The following is a 15,804-nucleotide window of genomic DNA, read 5'->3' as shown; positions in this document are numbered from 1 at the left end:
GGTGCGCGATACGCGACACCGTACGCCCCGATCCGTCAGGTCGGGCGGCGTATCCAGGCCGGCCGGCCGATCACGCCCACCGCTGCACCGGAGTGATCGGCAGACGGAGTGCACCCGGCGCCGATGGTGGCACGGCCGGGCGATATGGTTCGACCGCTTCCACGGGCACATAGTCCGATCCGAGTTGTGGGCGAGGGTCGGATTCTCCGGCATTGGGCCACAGCGCCATTGCGCGCTCGGCCTGTGCGGTGATGGTCAATGACGGATTGACTCCGAGATTCGCCGACACGGTCGAACCGTCTACCACGTGCAGTCCCGGATATCCGAAGACGCGATGGTAGGCGTCGACCACACCGTCCTCAGGGGAGGCGCCGATGGCGCAACCGCCGAGGAAGTGTGCCGTCATCGGGATGTTGAGCAGGTCGACGAGCGAACCGCCCGCATCTCCGTCGATCTGTCGGGCGGCGGACCGGACGGCGGTGTGCCCCTCGGGAATCCATCTCGGTGGCGGGTCACCGTCGCCGGGCCGACTTCGAAGCGCCGGCCCGGTGCCCGCCGCGAACAGTTCGATCGAGTTGTCGATGGTCTGCATGACGAGTGCGATGATGGTCCGTTCCGACCAATGGCGCACCGACAGCGACCGCGCCGTGGTGGCCGGGTGCGCGGCCATCGCGAGTATCGCCTTGAGCAAGCGCGGTGTGCGGCCGTCGCCGTCCACCAGGATCGCCTGGAGCAGTCCGATCAGGTTGCTGCCCTTGCCATAGCGGACCGGTTCGATATGGGTGTGGTCGTTGGGGTGAAAGGATGAGGTGATCGCGACGCCGCGGGTGTAGTCGGTGGTGGTGTCGCGTGCGGTGGCGGCCAGGACTGCTTCGGAGTTGGTGCGCACCACCTTTCCAAGGCGGCCCGACAGCCTCGGCAGGTTGCCGGAGCGCTGCATGGACAGCAACAATTTGTTGGTGCCGTAGGTGCCAGCGGCGAAGACGACCTGATCGGCGGTGAAGGTGCGTCGCCGGCGACGGACTTTCGCGCCCGTCCGACGAGTGTCGACCTCGTAACCGCCCACAGTCTGGTGTCGCACGCCGACGACCGTTGTCATCGGGATGATCTGCGCGCCGAGGCCTTCCGCCAGATGTAGGTAGTTCTTGACCAAAGTGTTCTTCGCGCCCACCCGACACCCTGTCATGCATGAACCGCATTGGGTGCACCCCGTGCGGTCAGGTCCTGCACCGCCGAAGTAGGGATCGGCGACGGTGCTGCCCGGTTCTCCGAAGAACACACCGACCGGCGTGCGGACGAAGGTGTCACCGACGCCCATTTCCTCGGCGACTTGGGCCATCACCTCGTCGGCGGCGGTGGTGTCGGGAAAAGTGGTCACGCCCAGCATGCGCGCCGCCTGGTCGTAGTACGGGTCGAGTTCGCTCGCCCAGTCGGTGATGGCGCCCCAGTGCGGGTCGTCGAAGAACGCGGGCAACGGTCGATACAGGGTGTTCGCATAGTTCAGCGACCCGCCACCGACTCCCGCGCCGGCCATCACGAGCACGTCGCGAAGTGGGTGCATACGTTGTACGCCATAGCATCCGAGTGCCGGTGCCCACAAATAGTCCCGGATGCGCCAGCTCGTCTTGGGGAGTTCATGGTCGGCGAATCGTCGTCCCGCCTCCAGCACCGCCACGCGGTAGCCTTTCTCCGCCAGGCGCAGCGCCGCAACCGAGCCGCCGAATCCCGAACCGACGATGAGGACGTCGTAGTGGTCGTCGCGAGTCGTCATCGGCCGACCTCAGCTTCGCGCGCCGATTGGCCGGCAGTCGCACCGTGGCGACGACCCAGACGGTGATCGAGCGGCTCGAAGTGTGACATCAGCCGTCGATAGGTGTTCGTGAACGTCGGCCACATCACCGAGTTGCGGCCGGACGAGTCGATGTACCAACTGGCGCAGCCGCCGGTGTTCCAGACCGTTCCGGCGAGTTCGTCGTCGAGATGGGAGTTGTACTGATGCTGGGCGTCGGCCCGCACCTCCACGGTGTCGATGCCGGCGGTGCGCAGGTGGGCGATCGTGGTACTGACGTAGCGCGCCTGTGGTTCGAGCATCAACACGATCGAGCTGTGCCCGAGGTTGGTGTTGGGCCCGTACAGGAAGAAGAGATTGGGGAACCCGTGGATCGACACGCCACGGTAGGCCGACGGCGATCCGGCCCAGGTTTCGGCGAGCGTGGCGCCGGTGCGCCCGCGAATGTGCTGGGCGATGGGTGGTTCGGTGGGGGTGAAACCGGTGGCATAGATGAGTGTGTCGACCTCGTGCGTTGTTCCGGAGTCGTCGATCGCGCCACCGTCGGACAACGCCGTCAGCGCGCCGGTGACCGTCACGTTGGGTCGCTGCAGCGCGGGAAACCATTTGTTGGTGAGCAGCATGCGCTTGCACCCGATGGTGTATCGCGGGGTCAGTCGCTGCCGCAGCGTGCGGTCGCGCACCTGGAGCCGCAGCTGTGCCTTACCCATCGCCGTGGCGATCGGCAGCAACTCCGGACGCCGCGCCATCATGATCACATAGGACTCGCGGTAGAGATGGACCATCCTGCGCATCAGGCGGTGCGCCGCGGGAATGCGTCGGTACAGTTCCTGCTCGGCTCGTCCGATGCGGCGGTCGAGGCGCGGCACGACCCACGCGGGTGTGCGTTGGAAGACCACCAGGTGCTCCACCTCGTCGACGATCTCCGGGACGATCTGCACCGCCGAGGCGCCGCTGCCGACGATCCCGACCCGACGGCCCCACAAGGTGTGCTCGTGATCCCAGCGCGCGCTGTGGAATACGTGACCGTCGAACGTCTCTGACCCCGGCAGATCGGGGACTCCCGGCGCCGACAGCGCGCCGGGGGCAGCCACCAGGAACCGGCACCGAAGACCACCGAGTTCGGTGGTGACCGACCACTCACCTGCGGCGTCATCCCACTGCGCATCCAGCAGCGCGCAGCGGTAACGGATGCGGTCATCGAACTGGGCCGCAACGCCCACCAGGTAGTCGCGAATCTCGTGCTGGCGCCCGTACGTGTGTGACCAGTCGGGATTCGGTGCGAACGACAGCGAGTACAGCGAAGTGGGGACGTCGCACGCGGCTCCGGGATAGTCGTTGGCGCGCCACACCCCGCCCGCGCCCTCGGCGCGCTCGACAGCGAGAACGTTCAGATCGGGGTGGTCGACGGACAGGCGATGCAGGGCTGCCAGGCCGCCGAATCCGGCGCCGACGACGAGGACGTCGACGCGGTCGGGTAGCCGGTCGCAGCGAGGTATCGGAGTGGGATCACTGGGCATCGAGGATGTCCTTCCAAGTGGTGAGCACGCGGTCGGTGAAGGCGCGGTCGGAGTCTGGGGTGCGCAGGATGCGTGAGACCGCAAGGCCACGCGCGAGCTCCACCGACAATGCGATCTGATCGGGCGTGTAGCGCGCGCCGAAAAGCTCTTCGCTGCCCGTGGTGAGCGCGTCGGAGACCTTTTGCTCGAGGGGCGCCATGGCGGTGCGCAATGCGTCGTCGGTTCGGGCGGCCACCCACAGCTCGAGCGCCGCGTCGAACAGAGGTCCGCTGAAGGCTTCGATGATCACCGAGATGTCTTCGCCGCCGGTGCGCGGGCGCTGCAGGATCTCGGTCATGCGGGCCTCGACCAGATGGCCGACGGCGGCGACGACCAGAGATTCACGGGTGGGGAAATGGTGGAGTAGAGCGCCGCGCGAAACCCCGGCACGCCGATTGACCTCCTGCGTCGTCGTGCGCGCATAGCCGAGCTCGACGAGCGAGTCGATGGCGGCGTCGAGCACCCTGGCGCGGGTGGCCGCGGTGCGCTGTGCCTGGGTTCGCGTAGGAGCGGGTTCGTGCTCGGTCATGTCGGTGACGGTAGTGCGAAAATCACAAACAGTCCAGACTGCTTGTTTAGTTCCGTGATTCGGCGGCGCTGCTGTGCTCGTCGATCTCCGCGTTGAACTGCCGAGCCAGGCCGCCGCCGGGCCTGGCGCCGTCGGAAAGTGTCCGCCGACATCACCGCAGCGGGCGACGATCTGGATTATCCCTCCGACCCCCGTGGGTCGTGATGTTCCCGGACATGCGCGTGCCCGCATGGCGTGCCTCCAGCGGCATCGCGCGAGCGAGCGGCGTCAGCGCGTGCGATCTCGCGTAGCCTTGAGTCGGATGACTGAAACATGTTTCAATGTCTCCCGGCCCGCCGCGCGTAGGTGGGCCCACGAGGACGAGACGCTCGAGGGGGGCTGACGTGATCGCACGTCGATCATTTCTCGGTGGGGTGGCGGCCGTGGGGGCGGCCGCGGCAACCTCATCGAATGTGGGGCAAGTGTTCTCGGCGCCTGTGCGCCGAGTGAAAGTGACGCGGGAAGATCACCGGGTGGTGGTGATCGGGTCGGGTTTCGGAGGCGGTGTCACCGCACTTCGCCTGTCGCAAGCAGGCGTGCCGCTAGTGGTGCTGGAGCGAGGTCGACGATGGCGCACCGGCCCCAACGCCACCACCTTCCCGAATCCGACCCAGCCGGACAAACGCCTGCTGTGGTATCGCTCGGAACCGGAACTTTTTGGTAGGCCAATGCCTTTCGACCCGTATGTTGGGCTGGTCGAAACGGTCATCGGGCAGAACATGACCGCCCTGTGTGCGGCTGGCGTCGGCGGAGGCTCACTGGTCTATCAGGGGATGACGTTGCAGCCGGCGCAGGACGTGTTCAACACCCAGCTGCCAGAGCAGCTGGATTGGGCGACGATGAATCGGATCCATTACCCGCGCGTGGCGCGGATGCTGCAGATCGAGACCGCGCCGGACCGACTCATCAACACGCCGAACTACCGCGCGGTGCGAACCTTCGCCCGCCATGCCCGTTCCGCCGGTCTTCCGGTGTCCAAGATCCCCATGCCGATCGACTGGGACTATGCGCTCGCCGAGATCGAGGGCAAGATGAAGCCGTCCTACACCGACGGTTCCGGCGCGATGGGTGTCAACAACGGAGGCAAACATTCCGTCGACGTCACCTACCTCGCCGCGGCCGAGCGCACCGGACTGGTCGATGTGCGCCCGCAGCACGAGGTGACCGATGTCGCTCGCGCACGCGACGGCCGGTGGACGGTGCATGTGGATCGCATCGCGTCGGACGGGACCGTGCGGGAGAAGAAGATCCTCACCGCCGGTGCACTGGTGATGGCCGCGGGCAGCCTCAACACCACCAAACTGCTGGTGCGCGCGTCGGCGCGTGGATTGATCGGCGACCTGCCCGACGGACTCGGGCACGGGTGGGGAACCAACGCCGATCGAATCTACCTGTGGTCGGACCCATCGGGTGGTTTCGGCGCAGTGCAGGGTGGCCCGGTCGTGTACGGCAGCCTCAACTGGTCTGATCCCGACCGCGCCCATACGGTCATCCAAGCCGCCATACCCGGTTTCGGTCTCGACTCACACAGCACGATGATGGTTGGTTTCGGAGTGAGCGATGCGCGTGGGCACTTCGCCTACGACTCTGCTGCCGGGGAGGCCAAACTCTGGTGGCCACACGAGGGCGACGCGCGGATTCAGAACGGTGCCATCCACCCGACGGCCGCCGCGATCGCCGGGCCCACCGGGATCCTCACCGACACCAACGCGGTGGTGCCCTCGACGTGGCATGCGCTCGGAGGGGCGAACATGGGGCCGGTGTGCGACCTCGAGGGTCGCGTGCACGGTCAACGCGGTCTGTACGTTCTCGACGGTGCGTTGATCCCCGGCAACACCGCGGCATGCAATCCGTCGATGACGATCGCCGCCGTGGCCGAGCGGGCGCTGGACGAGATCGTGGCGTGCGATGTGGGGTCGATCATCTGAGCTTTCGTGCGGGGCACAAGGCGAGAACTAGGCGGGCGACGAGTCGTCGGATGGTCCGACGACCGGCGCCAGCCACATGCCGACCAGAGCGTCGACGACCTGATCGGAGACCTCAGACCACGAGCGGGTCGCGGCGCCATCGGCGCACGCCCGCTCATGGTCGGCGAGGGTCAACACGATCATGTTCCGGGCCATGGTGTCGCGGATCTCGAGGACCGACGGCGGCAGGGCGGGCAGCGCCGAATAGAGCCCGGTGAGCAACGTGATCAGCTCGTCGGAGATATCGGCCTGCTCATACAGCGTTCGACCGTATTGGGGGTCGGTGGTGATTTGCGCGCAAAATCGCGCGAAATAGGTTGGTGCACCCAGTGAATCCAGGTAGTCGGTCTGCGGGCGGACCAGACAGCTGATCCAGTCGCGCAATTGGACCGTCGATCCGAGGTCGGCCAACATCGTCCGCCGGATGGGCTCGATCGCCGCGTTGTGGTGAGCGAGGATCGACCGCACCAGTTCGAGTTTGCCGCCGAAGTGGTAGCCGACGGCGAAGTTGTTCCCCTGCCCGGCGGCCTCACTGATCTGGCGGTTGGAGACCGACGAGATGCCCTGTTCGGCGAACAGTCGTTCAGCGGTGCGGAGCAGGAGACCCCGGGTGTTCGCCACCTGCTCGCTGCGGCCCTTTGCCATCGGACTCGTTCTCCTGCCTGCCCCCGACCGAACCCGCTGTCGGACTCTCGTCCCAGTTTAGGGTGTGCGACCGTGGCCGGCCGCGCCCTCACGACGGTAGCGTGTGGTCATGCGCTTCGGTCTCTTCATTCCCCAAGGCTGGCGACTCGATCTGACCGGGATACCGCCGGCCGACCAGTGGTCGGTGATGTCGGGCCTGGCCGGCCGTGCCGACACCGGCGCATGGGATTCCATCTGGGTCTATGACCACTTCCACACCGTCCCGTTGCCGACCGACGAGGCGACCCACGAGGCGTGGACGCTGGTGTCGGCGTTCGCCGCGACCACCTCTCGAGTGGACATCGGGCAGATGTGCACGGCGATGAGCTATCGCAATCCGATGTACCTGGCGAAGGTTGCGGCGACCGCCGACCTGATCTCGGGTGGTCGGGTGCAGATGGGTATCGGGGGAGGATGGTACGAGCATGAATGGCGCGCCTACGGTTACGGTTTCCCGTCGGCCGGGGAGCGTCTTGCACGCCTGGACGAAGGAGTGCAGATCATGAAACAGGCCTGGGAACTGGGCCGAGCCACGTTGGACGGCAGGCATTATCAGGTCGACGACGCCATCTGCGCTCCGCAGCCGGAGGCCGGGCGACTCCCGCTGTGGATCGCTGGTGGCGGGGAACGCAAGACCTTGCGGATCGCGGCGAAGTACGCCGACTACACCAATTTCGACGGGACGCCGGACGGCTTCGCCCACAAGTCCTCGGTGCTGCAACAGCATTGTGCCGACCTGGGACGTGATTACGACTCGATCGTCAGGTCGGCCAACTACAACGTGATCATCGCCGAGAGTGACGCCGAGGTGGCGCAGCGGCTGGACGCGCTCCAGGCGCGGTTGGCAGGATTCGTGCCAGCCGACGTGGCGAACGCGACCATGAGTGCCTTCCGCGGGATGCCCGCAGTGGGTACGCCGGAGCAGGTCATCGAGAACCTGTCCGGACTGTCCGAGGCCGGGATGTCGTACGGAATCTTCTATTTCCCCGACATCGCACACGACACCAGCAGTCTGGAACTGTTCGAGCACCAGGTGATGCCGGCCTTGCGTTGATGCCCCGGGCCCCGCGTTGATGCCGGGCTCAGAGTCGTCGAAGGCGTTGGGCCGCCTCGGCGATCACGTCCTCCCGCTTGCTGAACGCGAATCGGACCAGATGACGCCATGTGGACTTGTCGTCGACGAACGCGCTGACCGGCACCGCCGCGACGCCGATCCGTTCGGGCAGCATGCGACAGAACTCGATTCCGTCGGCATAACCCACCGGACGCGGGTCGGCGCAGACGAAATAGCTCGCCTCGCTGCGATGCACATCGAACCCGGCATCGCGCAACGCGGCCGACAGCAGGTCGCGTTTGCCGGCCAGCTCGGCCGAAGATGCTCGTACCCAATCCATTTCGTGGTCGAGGGCATGGGCGACCGCGGGCTGGAACGGGCCCGAACCGACATAGGACATGAACTGCTTGGCTGCGCGTGCGGCCGCCACCAGGTCGGCGGGTCCGCTGACCCAGCCGACCTTCCACCCGGTGCAGTTGAACGTCTTTGCCGCACTTGAGATGCGCAACGTACGTTCCCGCATGCCGGGGAAGGTGGCCAGCGGCCGGTGCACGCGTCCGTCGAACAGCAGGTGCTCGTAGACCTCATCGGTCACGGCGACGACATCGTGCGCAACGCACAACCGGGCTATCTCGGCGAGGTCATCATCGGCGAGCACCGTACCGGTCGGGTTGTGCGGCGAGTTGACCAGGATCATCGATGTCTGCGGCGTGAACGCTTCGGCCAACCGACTACGATCGAGCCGGAATCCGTCCGCGTCGCCGACGAGCGGGACGGTGCGTCGGTTGCCGCCGGCCATCGCGACGGTGGCGGCATAGGAGTCGTAGTAGGGCTCGATCATCACCACGTCGCTGCCGGGCTCCACGAGTCCCACCACCGAACCGGCGATCGCCTCGGTGGCGCCCACAGTGATCAGCACCTCAGTGTCCGGGTCGTACCGGAGCCCGTAATGGTGATCCTGGTGGCGGGCGACCGCGTGGCGAAGCTCGGCCACGCCGATGCCCGGCGGATATTGATTGTGGCCTTCGGCGATCGCCCGCGCAGCCGCAGCCAGCATCGACGCCGGACCGTCCGTGTCGGGGAAGCCCTGGCCGAGATTCACTGCTGAATGCTCGACGGCCAGCGCCGACATCTCGGCGAAGACGGTGGTGCCGAAGGGACGAAGGCGGGAAACGGTGCGCACGCAGTCCAGGCTGACATACTCGGTGGCGCGGGCACACCCGTCGGTCATCGGGTTGACAGCATCGCCCCGAGTCCGCGTCGGCAGCGGTAGCATCTGCCACTATGACAACGCCGCCGGGACCACCCCATCCGGATTCGACAGACGGCCCGGAGAATCAGGGCACCGAATCGGCCGCGCAGCCGGGGCCGGGCGCGCAACAATATCCGGGCGCCCAACAGTATCCGGGCGCGGAATCTGCTGCCGGACAATATCCATCGCCGCAACAGCCGTCCTATCCGCCCGGTACCCAGTACCCCGGCGGCCAGTATCCGAGTGGGCAGAACCCTGCAGTTCAGGACCCGGGCGGCCAGCAGTACCCGGGCGCACAACAGTACCCGGGCGCACAACAGTACCCGGGCGGCCAGCAGTATCCGGGCGCGCAGCAGTATCCGGGCGGCCAGCAGTATCCGGGCACGCAGCAGTACCCCGCGGGTGAGCAGGCGGGTGGACAACCGCCCTATCCGGGATCGCAGCAGCCCGACGCCGGCCCACAGGCATATCCGGGACAACAGGCATATCAGGGACAACAGGCGTATCCGGGACAACAAGTCTTTCCGGGGCAGCAGCAACCGCCCTACTCTGGCGGCCAGCAGCCCTATCCGGGCCAGCCGTATCCGGCAGGTGCCTACCCGTCACCCGCATCGGGTAAGCGGTCCAGCAAGCGGTTGTGGTGGGTGATCGGCATCGTCCTGCTGTTGCTGGTGGTGATCATCGGTCTCGTCGTGTTCGTGACCCGCGATGCGGTGACCGACAGCGACGACGTCGCCGTCGGCGACTGCGTCACCATCAGCGGCAGCCAAGCCGAGGACAACATCAGCGCTGCCAAGGCGGACTGCGGATCCGAGGGCGCCTTCACCTTCTACGTGGCGCAGAAGATCAGCGGCGGCTCCTGCCCCAACGACGACTACTCGCGGCTGTACTGGTTGCGCGACGGTGAGGAGACCGGGGAGCAGTTGTGCCTGGTCCCGAATCTGACCCAGGGCGAGTGCTATCAGATCCCGGTCGGGGGGCTGCCGACCGCAAGCCTCTCGGACTACCAGCAGGTGGAATGCGGGGCGATCAAGGCGGCCGGCACTGAGATCTTGCGGGTCGAGAGTCGAACCCAGGGCCAGCCGACATGTGCCAGCACCCAGTTGGGTGTGTACTTCGCGCTGCCGAACCCGCTCGGATACTGCCTCGGCGAACCCTGAGGCCGGTCGAGCCCTGTGTCATCGGGGACCTCGACCGGACCTCATCCGGTACCGATCAGCTCGCGGATTCCTCGCCGATGGTCGGTCCGAGCAGATCGTCGGCGTCGGTGATCCGGTAGGCATAGCCCTGTTCGGCCAGGAAACGCTGGCGGTGCGCCGCATAGTCGGCGTCGAGGGTGTCGCGGGATACCACCGAGTAGAAGTGGGCCTGACCGCCGCCCTTCTTCGGTCGTAGCAGCCGGCCGAGCCGTTGCGCCTCTTCCTGCCGCGAACCGAAGGTGCCCGACACCTGGACCGCCACCGACGCCTCCGGGAGGTCGATCGAGAAGTTCGCGACCTTGGACACCACCAGGGTCTGCAATTCGCCCGACCGGAATCGGTCGAACAGGGCCTCGCGTTCCTTGTTCTTGGTCGATCCCTGGATCACCGGTGCGTCGAGTTCGCGGCCCAGTTCTTCCAGCTGGTCGATATAGGCGCCGATGACCAGGGTCTGAGACTCCTTGTGCCGAGCCAGAATCGACTTCACCACGTTGACCTTGGTGTGGGCGGTGGAACACAGCTTGTACTTCTCGTCGGAGTCGGCGACCGCGTACTGCAGGCGCTCTTCGTCGGTCAACGTGACGCGCACCTCGACGCAATCCGCCGGCGCGATCCACCCCTGGGCCTCGATGTCCTTCCACGGGGCGTCGTAGCGTTTGGGGCCGATGAGGCTGAAGACGTCGCCCTCGCGTCCGTCCTCACGCACCAGGGTCGCGGTGAGTCCGAGCCGACGACGTGACTGCAGGTCGGCGGTCATACGAAATACCGGTGCGGGCAGCAGATGGACCTCGTCGTAGATGATCAGACCCCAGTCGCGCGAATCGAACAGATCGAGATTCTTGTACTCGCCCTTCGACTTGCGCGTCATGACCTGATAGGTCGCGATGGTGACCGGACGGATCTCTTTGCGCTCGCCCGAATACTCGCCGATTTCCTCCTCGGTCAACGAGGTCCGTGCGACCAGCTCGCGCTTCCACTGTCGACCCGCGACCGTGTTGGTCACCAGGATCAGCGTTGTAGCACCGGCCTTGGCCATGGCAGCCGCGCCCACCATGGTCTTTCCCGCACCACATGGCAACACCACCACACCGGAACCGCCGGCCCAAAACGAGTCGGCGGCCAATTGCTGATAGTCGCGCAGGTGCCAATCGTCCTGCTGTAGGTCGATGGGATGGGCTTCACCGTCGACGTAGCCGGCCAGGTCCTCCGCCGGCCAGCCCACTTTCAGCAGGATCTGCTTGAGCCGACCCCGCTCGGAGGGGTGCACGATCACCGTGTCGTCGTCGATCCGGGCGCCCAACATGGGCGCGACCTTCTTGTGGCGCATCACCTCCTCGAGCACCGCCCGGTCGAGGCTGACCAACGTCAGTCCATGCGCCGGGTGCTTGACGAGCTGCAGCCGACCGAACCGGCCCATCGTGTCCACGATGTCCATGAGCAGCGGCTGCGGCACTGCGTACCGCGAATGGGTGACGAGCGCGTCCACCACCTGCTCGGCGTCGTGACCCGCGGCGCGGGCGTTCCACAGCGCCAGCGGGGTCACCCGGTAGGTGTGCATGTGTTCGGGTGCACGCTCGAGTTCGGCGAACGGGGCGATCGCCGCGCGCGCTGCTGGCGCGCCGGGGTGATCCACCTCGAGCAGCAGCGTCTTGTCGGATTGCACGATCAACGGTCCATCGGTCACCCGATCCATTGTCCAGATCGGCGCAACTCCTGTCAGTGGTGCCGAGGTCGGCCCCCGACGCCCGCCGAGGGGGATATCCCTCGAGCGCAGGTCAGGGGCCGATATCGGCACTCAGCCCTTCACGCACACCACCTGACGCAGGTGGGCGACCACCTCGACCAGATCGGTCTGCGCCGCGATCACCGAGTCGATGTCCTTGTAGGCCGCCGGGATCTCGTCGAGGACTCCGGCATCTTTGCGGGACTCGACGCCGGTTGTCTGCGCGACGAGGTCCTCGGGCGTGAACGTTCGGCGTGCCCTGGACCGGCTCATCCGTCGACCGGCGCCGTGGGACGCGGAGTAGAACGACGCCGCCGACCCCACCCCGCGGACCACATAAGACCCGGTGCCCATGGACCCGGGAATCAGCCCGAGCTCGCCGTGGCCGGCCCGGATCGCGCCTTTGCGGGTCACCAACAACTCGAGGCCGTCGATGTACTCGGCGGCCACGTAGTTGTGGTGGCAGCTGATCGGGTCGTCGAACCGGACGGTGCGGGCAGCGAAGGTCTCCGCCACGGCCGCGCACACCAGCGCGAGCATCACCCGGCGGTTGCGTGCCGCGTACTCCTGCGCCCACTCCAGATCGTGCCGGTAGGCATCCATCTCGGCTGTGCCGGAGAGGAACACCGCGAGGTCACGGTCGGGTAGATCGGCGTTGTGGGGTAACTTCGCCGCGATCGACATGTGGCGTTCGGCGAGTTCCTTGCCGATGTTGCGCGATCCGGAGTGCAACATCACCCAGACCGCGTCGTCGTCGTCCAGACAGACCTCGATGAAGTGGTTACCACCGCCGAGTGTGCCCAACTGCTTGTGCGCCCGGCCATCCAGTTTCTGTACGCCGTCGTGGAGTTCGTCGAACCGCTGCCAGAAATCACCCCAGCCGCCACCGACCTGCAACGGGCGCAGATCGACCGGTCGGGCGTGCGAGGTGAATCCCACCGGCACCTTCGACTCGATCGCCGACCGTAGCCCGGACAGGTCGTCGGGCAGGTCGTCGGCGACGAGGTCGGTCCGGACCGCGGCCATTCCGCACCCGATGTCGACACCGACCGCCGCCGGGCAGACGGCGTCGCGCATCGCGATGACCGAACCGACCGTGGCGCCCTTGCCGACATGGACGTCGGGCATGACACGAACCCCGTGCACCCAGGGCAGGGCGGACACGCGACGCAGCTGGTTGCGCGCCTCGTGCTCGATCGACTCCTCGTCGGTCCACAGCAGTGTCGACGCGCAGGCGCCCGAAAGGGGAACGGGGAAGCGGGTGTTCATGATGGTCCTGGGTCGCGAAGCGGCGCCGCGTCATGCGACGGTCCCCCCGGTGGGAGGCGCACTCACCGTACGTGGCCGCGTGCGCGCGGTCGAGGGAATTTGGACGCGCGACGGCCGCGACGTCGCTCAGCCCTCCAGTAGTTCGACACTGGTGATGCGATGCAACGAGAAGCGTTGTTCCTCCTCGCTTCCCGCATCCATGGCGATGAGTTGACCGGCGCCGAGGGTGCGTGGGGTGACCACGTGGCGACTGGCCGAACCCTGCGCGTCGACGTAGTCCACCCGCAGCCGACGGTTGACCCGCAGCGCCAATTGGATGAGCGCCGTGGCAGATTCGCCGCCTCCGGAGGCGCGGACCGGCGCAGCGGACGGATCGGCCGCCGCGGGGCGCGCCGACGCCGCGCGGTCCTGCGAACGCATCCGGGAGATGACCGAACGCAGCTGTTCCGGCGATGCCACCGGGCGTCGCGGCTGCGGTTGGCGGCGCGCCCGGGTGACACTCACCCGCGAGCCGCGTTCCCGCAGATCAACCAGGGTTCCGCTGGAATCCTCACCGGCGGGAGCGAATCCGGCCTCGCGCAACCGGTCGATCACCTCCCGCACATCCGCCTGGGACACCGCGACGGTCGGGGCCAAGGCACGCAGCGCGAGGTGTTCGGCGGCGTTGCTTCGCAGCACCGCGGCCAGGGTGGTGGCGTCCTCGCACCGCACGAACGCCGACGCCACCCCGACCCGCAACTGTCCGTGTTTGCGAGCGACGTCCTCGATCAGATAGGTCAGGGACTGGGGGACGGGCGTGCTGGAGTGCGCGGTGAACATCGTGAGCAACTCGCTGCTGCTGCGTCCGGCGTCGAGTGCGCGGCGCACGCTGCTCTCCGACACGCGGTACACAGAGGCCGCACCCCCGGATTCGAGGTCGGCCACCAGGTCCACCTGTTCGGCGAGGTCTGGCGTCATCGGCCCGGGAACGGTCAGGGTCAGATCGGCCTGGGCGAGGAAGTGGTCGACCGGTTCGGGCAGTGCCACCCGCATCGCGGAGAGCAGACGTGACTCCGCGTTGTCGGGTTCTCCGGGGTCGATCGCCGCGCGTCCGACCCCGGTCAGTGCGGCGTGGGCGACCACCCCGAGCTCGCGTGCCTCGCGCAGCGTCTCCTCGACGGCCCGCCGGGGGTATCGGCGCATCTGTCGCGGGTGCCGCCAGTGCAACGCGCTGACCAGGGCATCGATGCCGACGGGAAGCGATCGGGTGGCGTCGGCAAGGGTCTCGAGGATGGCGCGCCGTTGCAGCGGGGCGTAGGAGTCGTGGAGTTCGCCCGACAGGGCGGCGAGCGCATTGCCGTCGCGGTCCGGCTCACCCACCTGCCACGCCCGGCGCGGCATGTCCAGCCATGCCCCGAGCAGCGCCGCCCACTGACGGTCCGGCGTGTGGTGCAGCCACGCGTCGACCGTCGCGGTCGGGGCGAAGGCGAGTTCACCGTTGTCGGTGGCCGGTGCCGGTTCGGGAAACCCGGCGTCGATCAGCCGAAGGTAGGCGAGGAGTTCCACGACGAAGGCGACGCGTTGTTGCTCCAGGCCGGTCACCTTGGCGAGCCTGCGCAACTCGCGCACCCCGAGGGCCCCGCTGCGCAGCACCGCCGCCGGCGTTGCCCCGAGTGCGCGGATCAGCGTGGTGGTATGCCGGATCAGTTCGATCGCCTCGCCGCCGGCCGCGGCGTCGATGGCGGCGTGCGAGAACCGTTTCTTCGCCGCCGCATCGTGCAGGGCCGGTCTGCGGAGATCGGCGGTGGAAAGTGGTGGCTCGCCGCGCAGGAGCTGCCCGACCATCGGTGGCAACTCAACGGTTTGCGAGTCGACGCGGGCGAGCAGACCGTCGGCGATGAGCCGGGCCACCGGCTGGTCGGGATCGGCGTCGGGTGCTGCGTCGCGGCTGCGTCCGAGAGCGGGCCCCCGTGACAGGGTTTCCAGGAGGGAGCGTTCACGTTCGTCGAGGCCGTCCAGTCGGGCTTGCAGCTGCTCGGTGGTTTGCCGTGCCAGGGGCCCGGTGAGGTGGTGCGCCCGCCATGGGAGGGCCGCAGGCGCGTGTGCGCCGGACACGATCGCGTCGTCGGGTCCCCACACCAGGGCACGCGTGCGCAGGTGATGCACGCGCGCGATGATCTCGTCGTCGTCGGCGCGTCCGGACAGCGCCGCGACGACAGCGTCGACCGAGGTCGGGGCGGGGATGCGGCCCGATGACCCGGTACCAAGCCCGAGGATGACCTCGAGCACCGCCACGTCGAGCAGGTCGAGGTCTTCGCCGACCAGCGCCGACGACGCGGCGGCCAGCGCGCGCGACGCCAGCACCCCGGTGCCCGCCGGTGGCGGCGACGCCAGATCCGGGCGGGCGGAGAGCAACTCGAACAGCTCGTCGTCGCTGCGCAGCGCCAGATCGTCGGCCAGGCTCAGTCCCTGGTCATCCGCACTCATTCGGCTGATTCTACTGAGCACCGACGTCGCGCCGGTTTCGCCGGCACGGCGCACCGGGGTGCATGGCACAATGAGCGCGTGGCTGAGAAGAAGAAGTATGTCGACAACGGCTGGCCGAAGGACGGGAACGGCGACGCCGCCGAACATGCGGTATCGGAGTTCGCCACCCACATCTCGGGTGCGCTCTCACCGTTCGGCGATGTCGAATTCCCGATCCCGCTCGAGGATCTTCCCTTCGTGCAGTCGAAGACCGTCGTCAACCGCTGACAAGCGG

General features: G+C 67.3%; 12 protein-coding genes. 4 read left to right on the top strand and 8 right to left on the bottom strand.

Annotation, left to right across the window (positions count from 1 at the left end; translation table 11 throughout):
* Nucleotides 1-70 precede the first annotated feature (70 nt).
* From VX037_RS03405 to VX037_RS03395, 3 genes are read right to left on the bottom strand one after another with little or no spacing between them, the layout of a single operon-like run.
* Entirely contained in the window at nt 71-1,771 is a 1,701-nt protein-coding gene (locus VX037_RS03405) for an FAD-dependent oxidoreductase (RefSeq protein WP_235725851.1), read from the bottom strand.
* A complete protein-coding gene (locus VX037_RS03400; RefSeq protein WP_266062666.1) occupies nt 1,768-3,309 on the bottom strand; it encodes a flavin-containing monooxygenase in 1,542 nt (513 codons plus the stop codon). The genes VX037_RS03405 and VX037_RS03400 overlap by 4 nt, the downstream gene beginning before the upstream one ends.
* Nucleotides 3,299-3,877, bottom strand: coding sequence for a TetR/AcrR family transcriptional regulator (locus VX037_RS03395; protein WP_266062665.1), 579 nt, complete (start codon nt 3,875-3,877; stop codon nt 3,299-3,301). The genes VX037_RS03400 and VX037_RS03395 overlap by 11 nt, the downstream gene beginning before the upstream one ends.
* Before the next feature lie 491 nt (nt 3,878-4,368).
* On the opposite strand from VX037_RS03395, the gene VX037_RS03390 reads away from it, so the two are divergent.
* Nucleotides 4,369-5,844, top strand: a complete 1,476-nt coding sequence (locus VX037_RS03390; protein WP_442903631.1) for a GMC oxidoreductase — start codon at nt 4,369-4,371, stop codon at nt 5,842-5,844.
* A gap of 27 nt (nt 5,845-5,871) precedes the next feature.
* Here VX037_RS03390 and VX037_RS03385 read toward each other — a convergent pair whose 3' ends face one another.
* A complete protein-coding gene (locus VX037_RS03385; RefSeq protein WP_235725854.1) occupies nt 5,872-6,528 on the bottom strand; it encodes a TetR/AcrR family transcriptional regulator in 657 nt (218 codons plus the stop codon).
* Between the two features lie 109 nt (nt 6,529-6,637).
* On the opposite strand from VX037_RS03385, the gene VX037_RS03380 reads away from it, so the two are divergent.
* Nucleotides 6,638-7,621 (top strand): LLM class F420-dependent oxidoreductase, encoded by a 984-nt coding sequence (locus VX037_RS03380; protein WP_235725855.1) that lies wholly within the window; start codon nt 6,638-6,640, stop codon nt 7,619-7,621.
* 28 nt (nt 7,622-7,649) lie between these two features.
* Here VX037_RS03380 and VX037_RS03375 read toward each other — a convergent pair whose 3' ends face one another.
* Nucleotides 7,650-8,852 (bottom strand): pyridoxal phosphate-dependent aminotransferase, encoded by a 1,203-nt coding sequence (locus VX037_RS03375; RefSeq protein ID WP_235725856.1) that lies wholly within the window; start codon nt 8,850-8,852, stop codon nt 7,650-7,652.
* Nucleotides 8,853-8,905: 53 nt separating this feature from the next.
* On the opposite strand from VX037_RS03375, the gene VX037_RS03370 reads away from it, so the two are divergent.
* On the top strand, nt 8,906-10,033 hold the full coding sequence (locus VX037_RS03370; protein WP_235725857.1) for an LppU/SCO3897 family protein: 1,128 nt from the start codon (nt 8,906-8,908) through the stop codon (nt 10,031-10,033).
* Between the two features lie 55 nt (nt 10,034-10,088).
* Here the strand turns inward: VX037_RS03370 and VX037_RS03365 are convergent, their stop codons facing one another.
* The 3 genes from VX037_RS03365 to VX037_RS03355 all read right to left on the bottom strand — a co-directional run bounded on the left by VX037_RS03365 (nt 10,089) and on the right by VX037_RS03355 (nt 15,530).
* Entirely contained in the window at nt 10,089-11,756 is a 1,668-nt protein-coding gene (locus VX037_RS03365) for a DNA repair helicase XPB (RefSeq protein ID WP_328713204.1), read from the bottom strand.
* Between the two features lie 111 nt (nt 11,757-11,867).
* Nucleotides 11,868-13,064, bottom strand: coding sequence for an RtcB family protein (locus VX037_RS03360; protein WP_328713202.1), 1,197 nt, complete (start codon nt 13,062-13,064; stop codon nt 11,868-11,870).
* A 126-nt stretch (nt 13,065-13,190) separates the two neighbouring features.
* A complete protein-coding gene (locus tag VX037_RS03355; RefSeq protein ID WP_287017056.1) occupies nt 13,191-15,530 on the bottom strand; it encodes a helicase-associated domain-containing protein in 2,340 nt (779 codons plus the stop codon).
* Nucleotides 15,531-15,608: 78 nt separating this feature from the next.
* Here VX037_RS03355 and VX037_RS03350 point away from each other — a divergent pair, with 78 nt between their 5' ends.
* Nucleotides 15,609-15,797, top strand: coding sequence for a hypothetical protein (locus tag VX037_RS03350; RefSeq protein WP_235725861.1), 189 nt, complete (start codon nt 15,609-15,611; stop codon nt 15,795-15,797).
* Nucleotides 15,798-15,804 lie beyond the last annotated feature (7 nt).

Source organism: Gordonia sp. Z-3 (genome assembly GCF_036233855.1).
Classification (GTDB): domain Bacteria; phylum Actinomycetota; class Actinomycetes; order Mycobacteriales; family Mycobacteriaceae; genus Gordonia; species Gordonia tangerina.
The sequence above is the reverse complement of the archived record's forward strand: the minus strand, read 5'-3'. Positions and strand labels throughout refer to the sequence as shown.

Bases quoted from the DNA above. Each gene is read 5' to 3' on its own strand.
- VX037_RS03385 (WP_235725854.1), bottom strand. From the start codon at position 6,528: ATGGCAAAGGGCCGCAGCGAGCAGGTGGCGAACACCCGGGGTCTCCTG.
- VX037_RS03375 (WP_235725856.1), bottom strand. From the start codon at position 8,852: ATGACCGACGGGTGTGCCCGCGCCACCGAGTATGTCAGCCTGGACTGC.
- VX037_RS03370 (WP_235725857.1), top strand. From the start codon at position 8,906: ATGACAACGCCGCCGGGACCACCCCATCCGGATTCGACAGACGGCCCG.
- VX037_RS03360 (WP_328713202.1), bottom strand. From the start codon at position 13,064: ATGAACACCCGCTTCCCCGTTCCCCTTTCGGGCGCCTGCGCGTCGACA.
- VX037_RS03405 (WP_235725851.1), bottom strand. From the start codon at position 1,771: ATGACGACTCGCGACGACCACTACGACGTCCTCATCGTCGGTTCGGGA.
- VX037_RS03380 (WP_235725855.1), top strand. From the start codon at position 6,638: ATGCGCTTCGGTCTCTTCATTCCCCAAGGCTGGCGACTCGATCTGACC.
- VX037_RS03395 (WP_266062665.1), bottom strand. From the start codon at position 3,877: ATGACCGAGCACGAACCCGCTCCTACGCGAACCCAGGCACAGCGCACC.
- VX037_RS03400 (WP_266062666.1), bottom strand. From the start codon at position 3,309: ATGCCCAGTGATCCCACTCCGATACCTCGCTGCGACCGGCTACCCGAC.
- VX037_RS03355 (WP_287017056.1), bottom strand. From the start codon at position 15,530: ATGAGTGCGGATGACCAGGGACTGAGCCTGGCCGACGATCTGGCGCTG.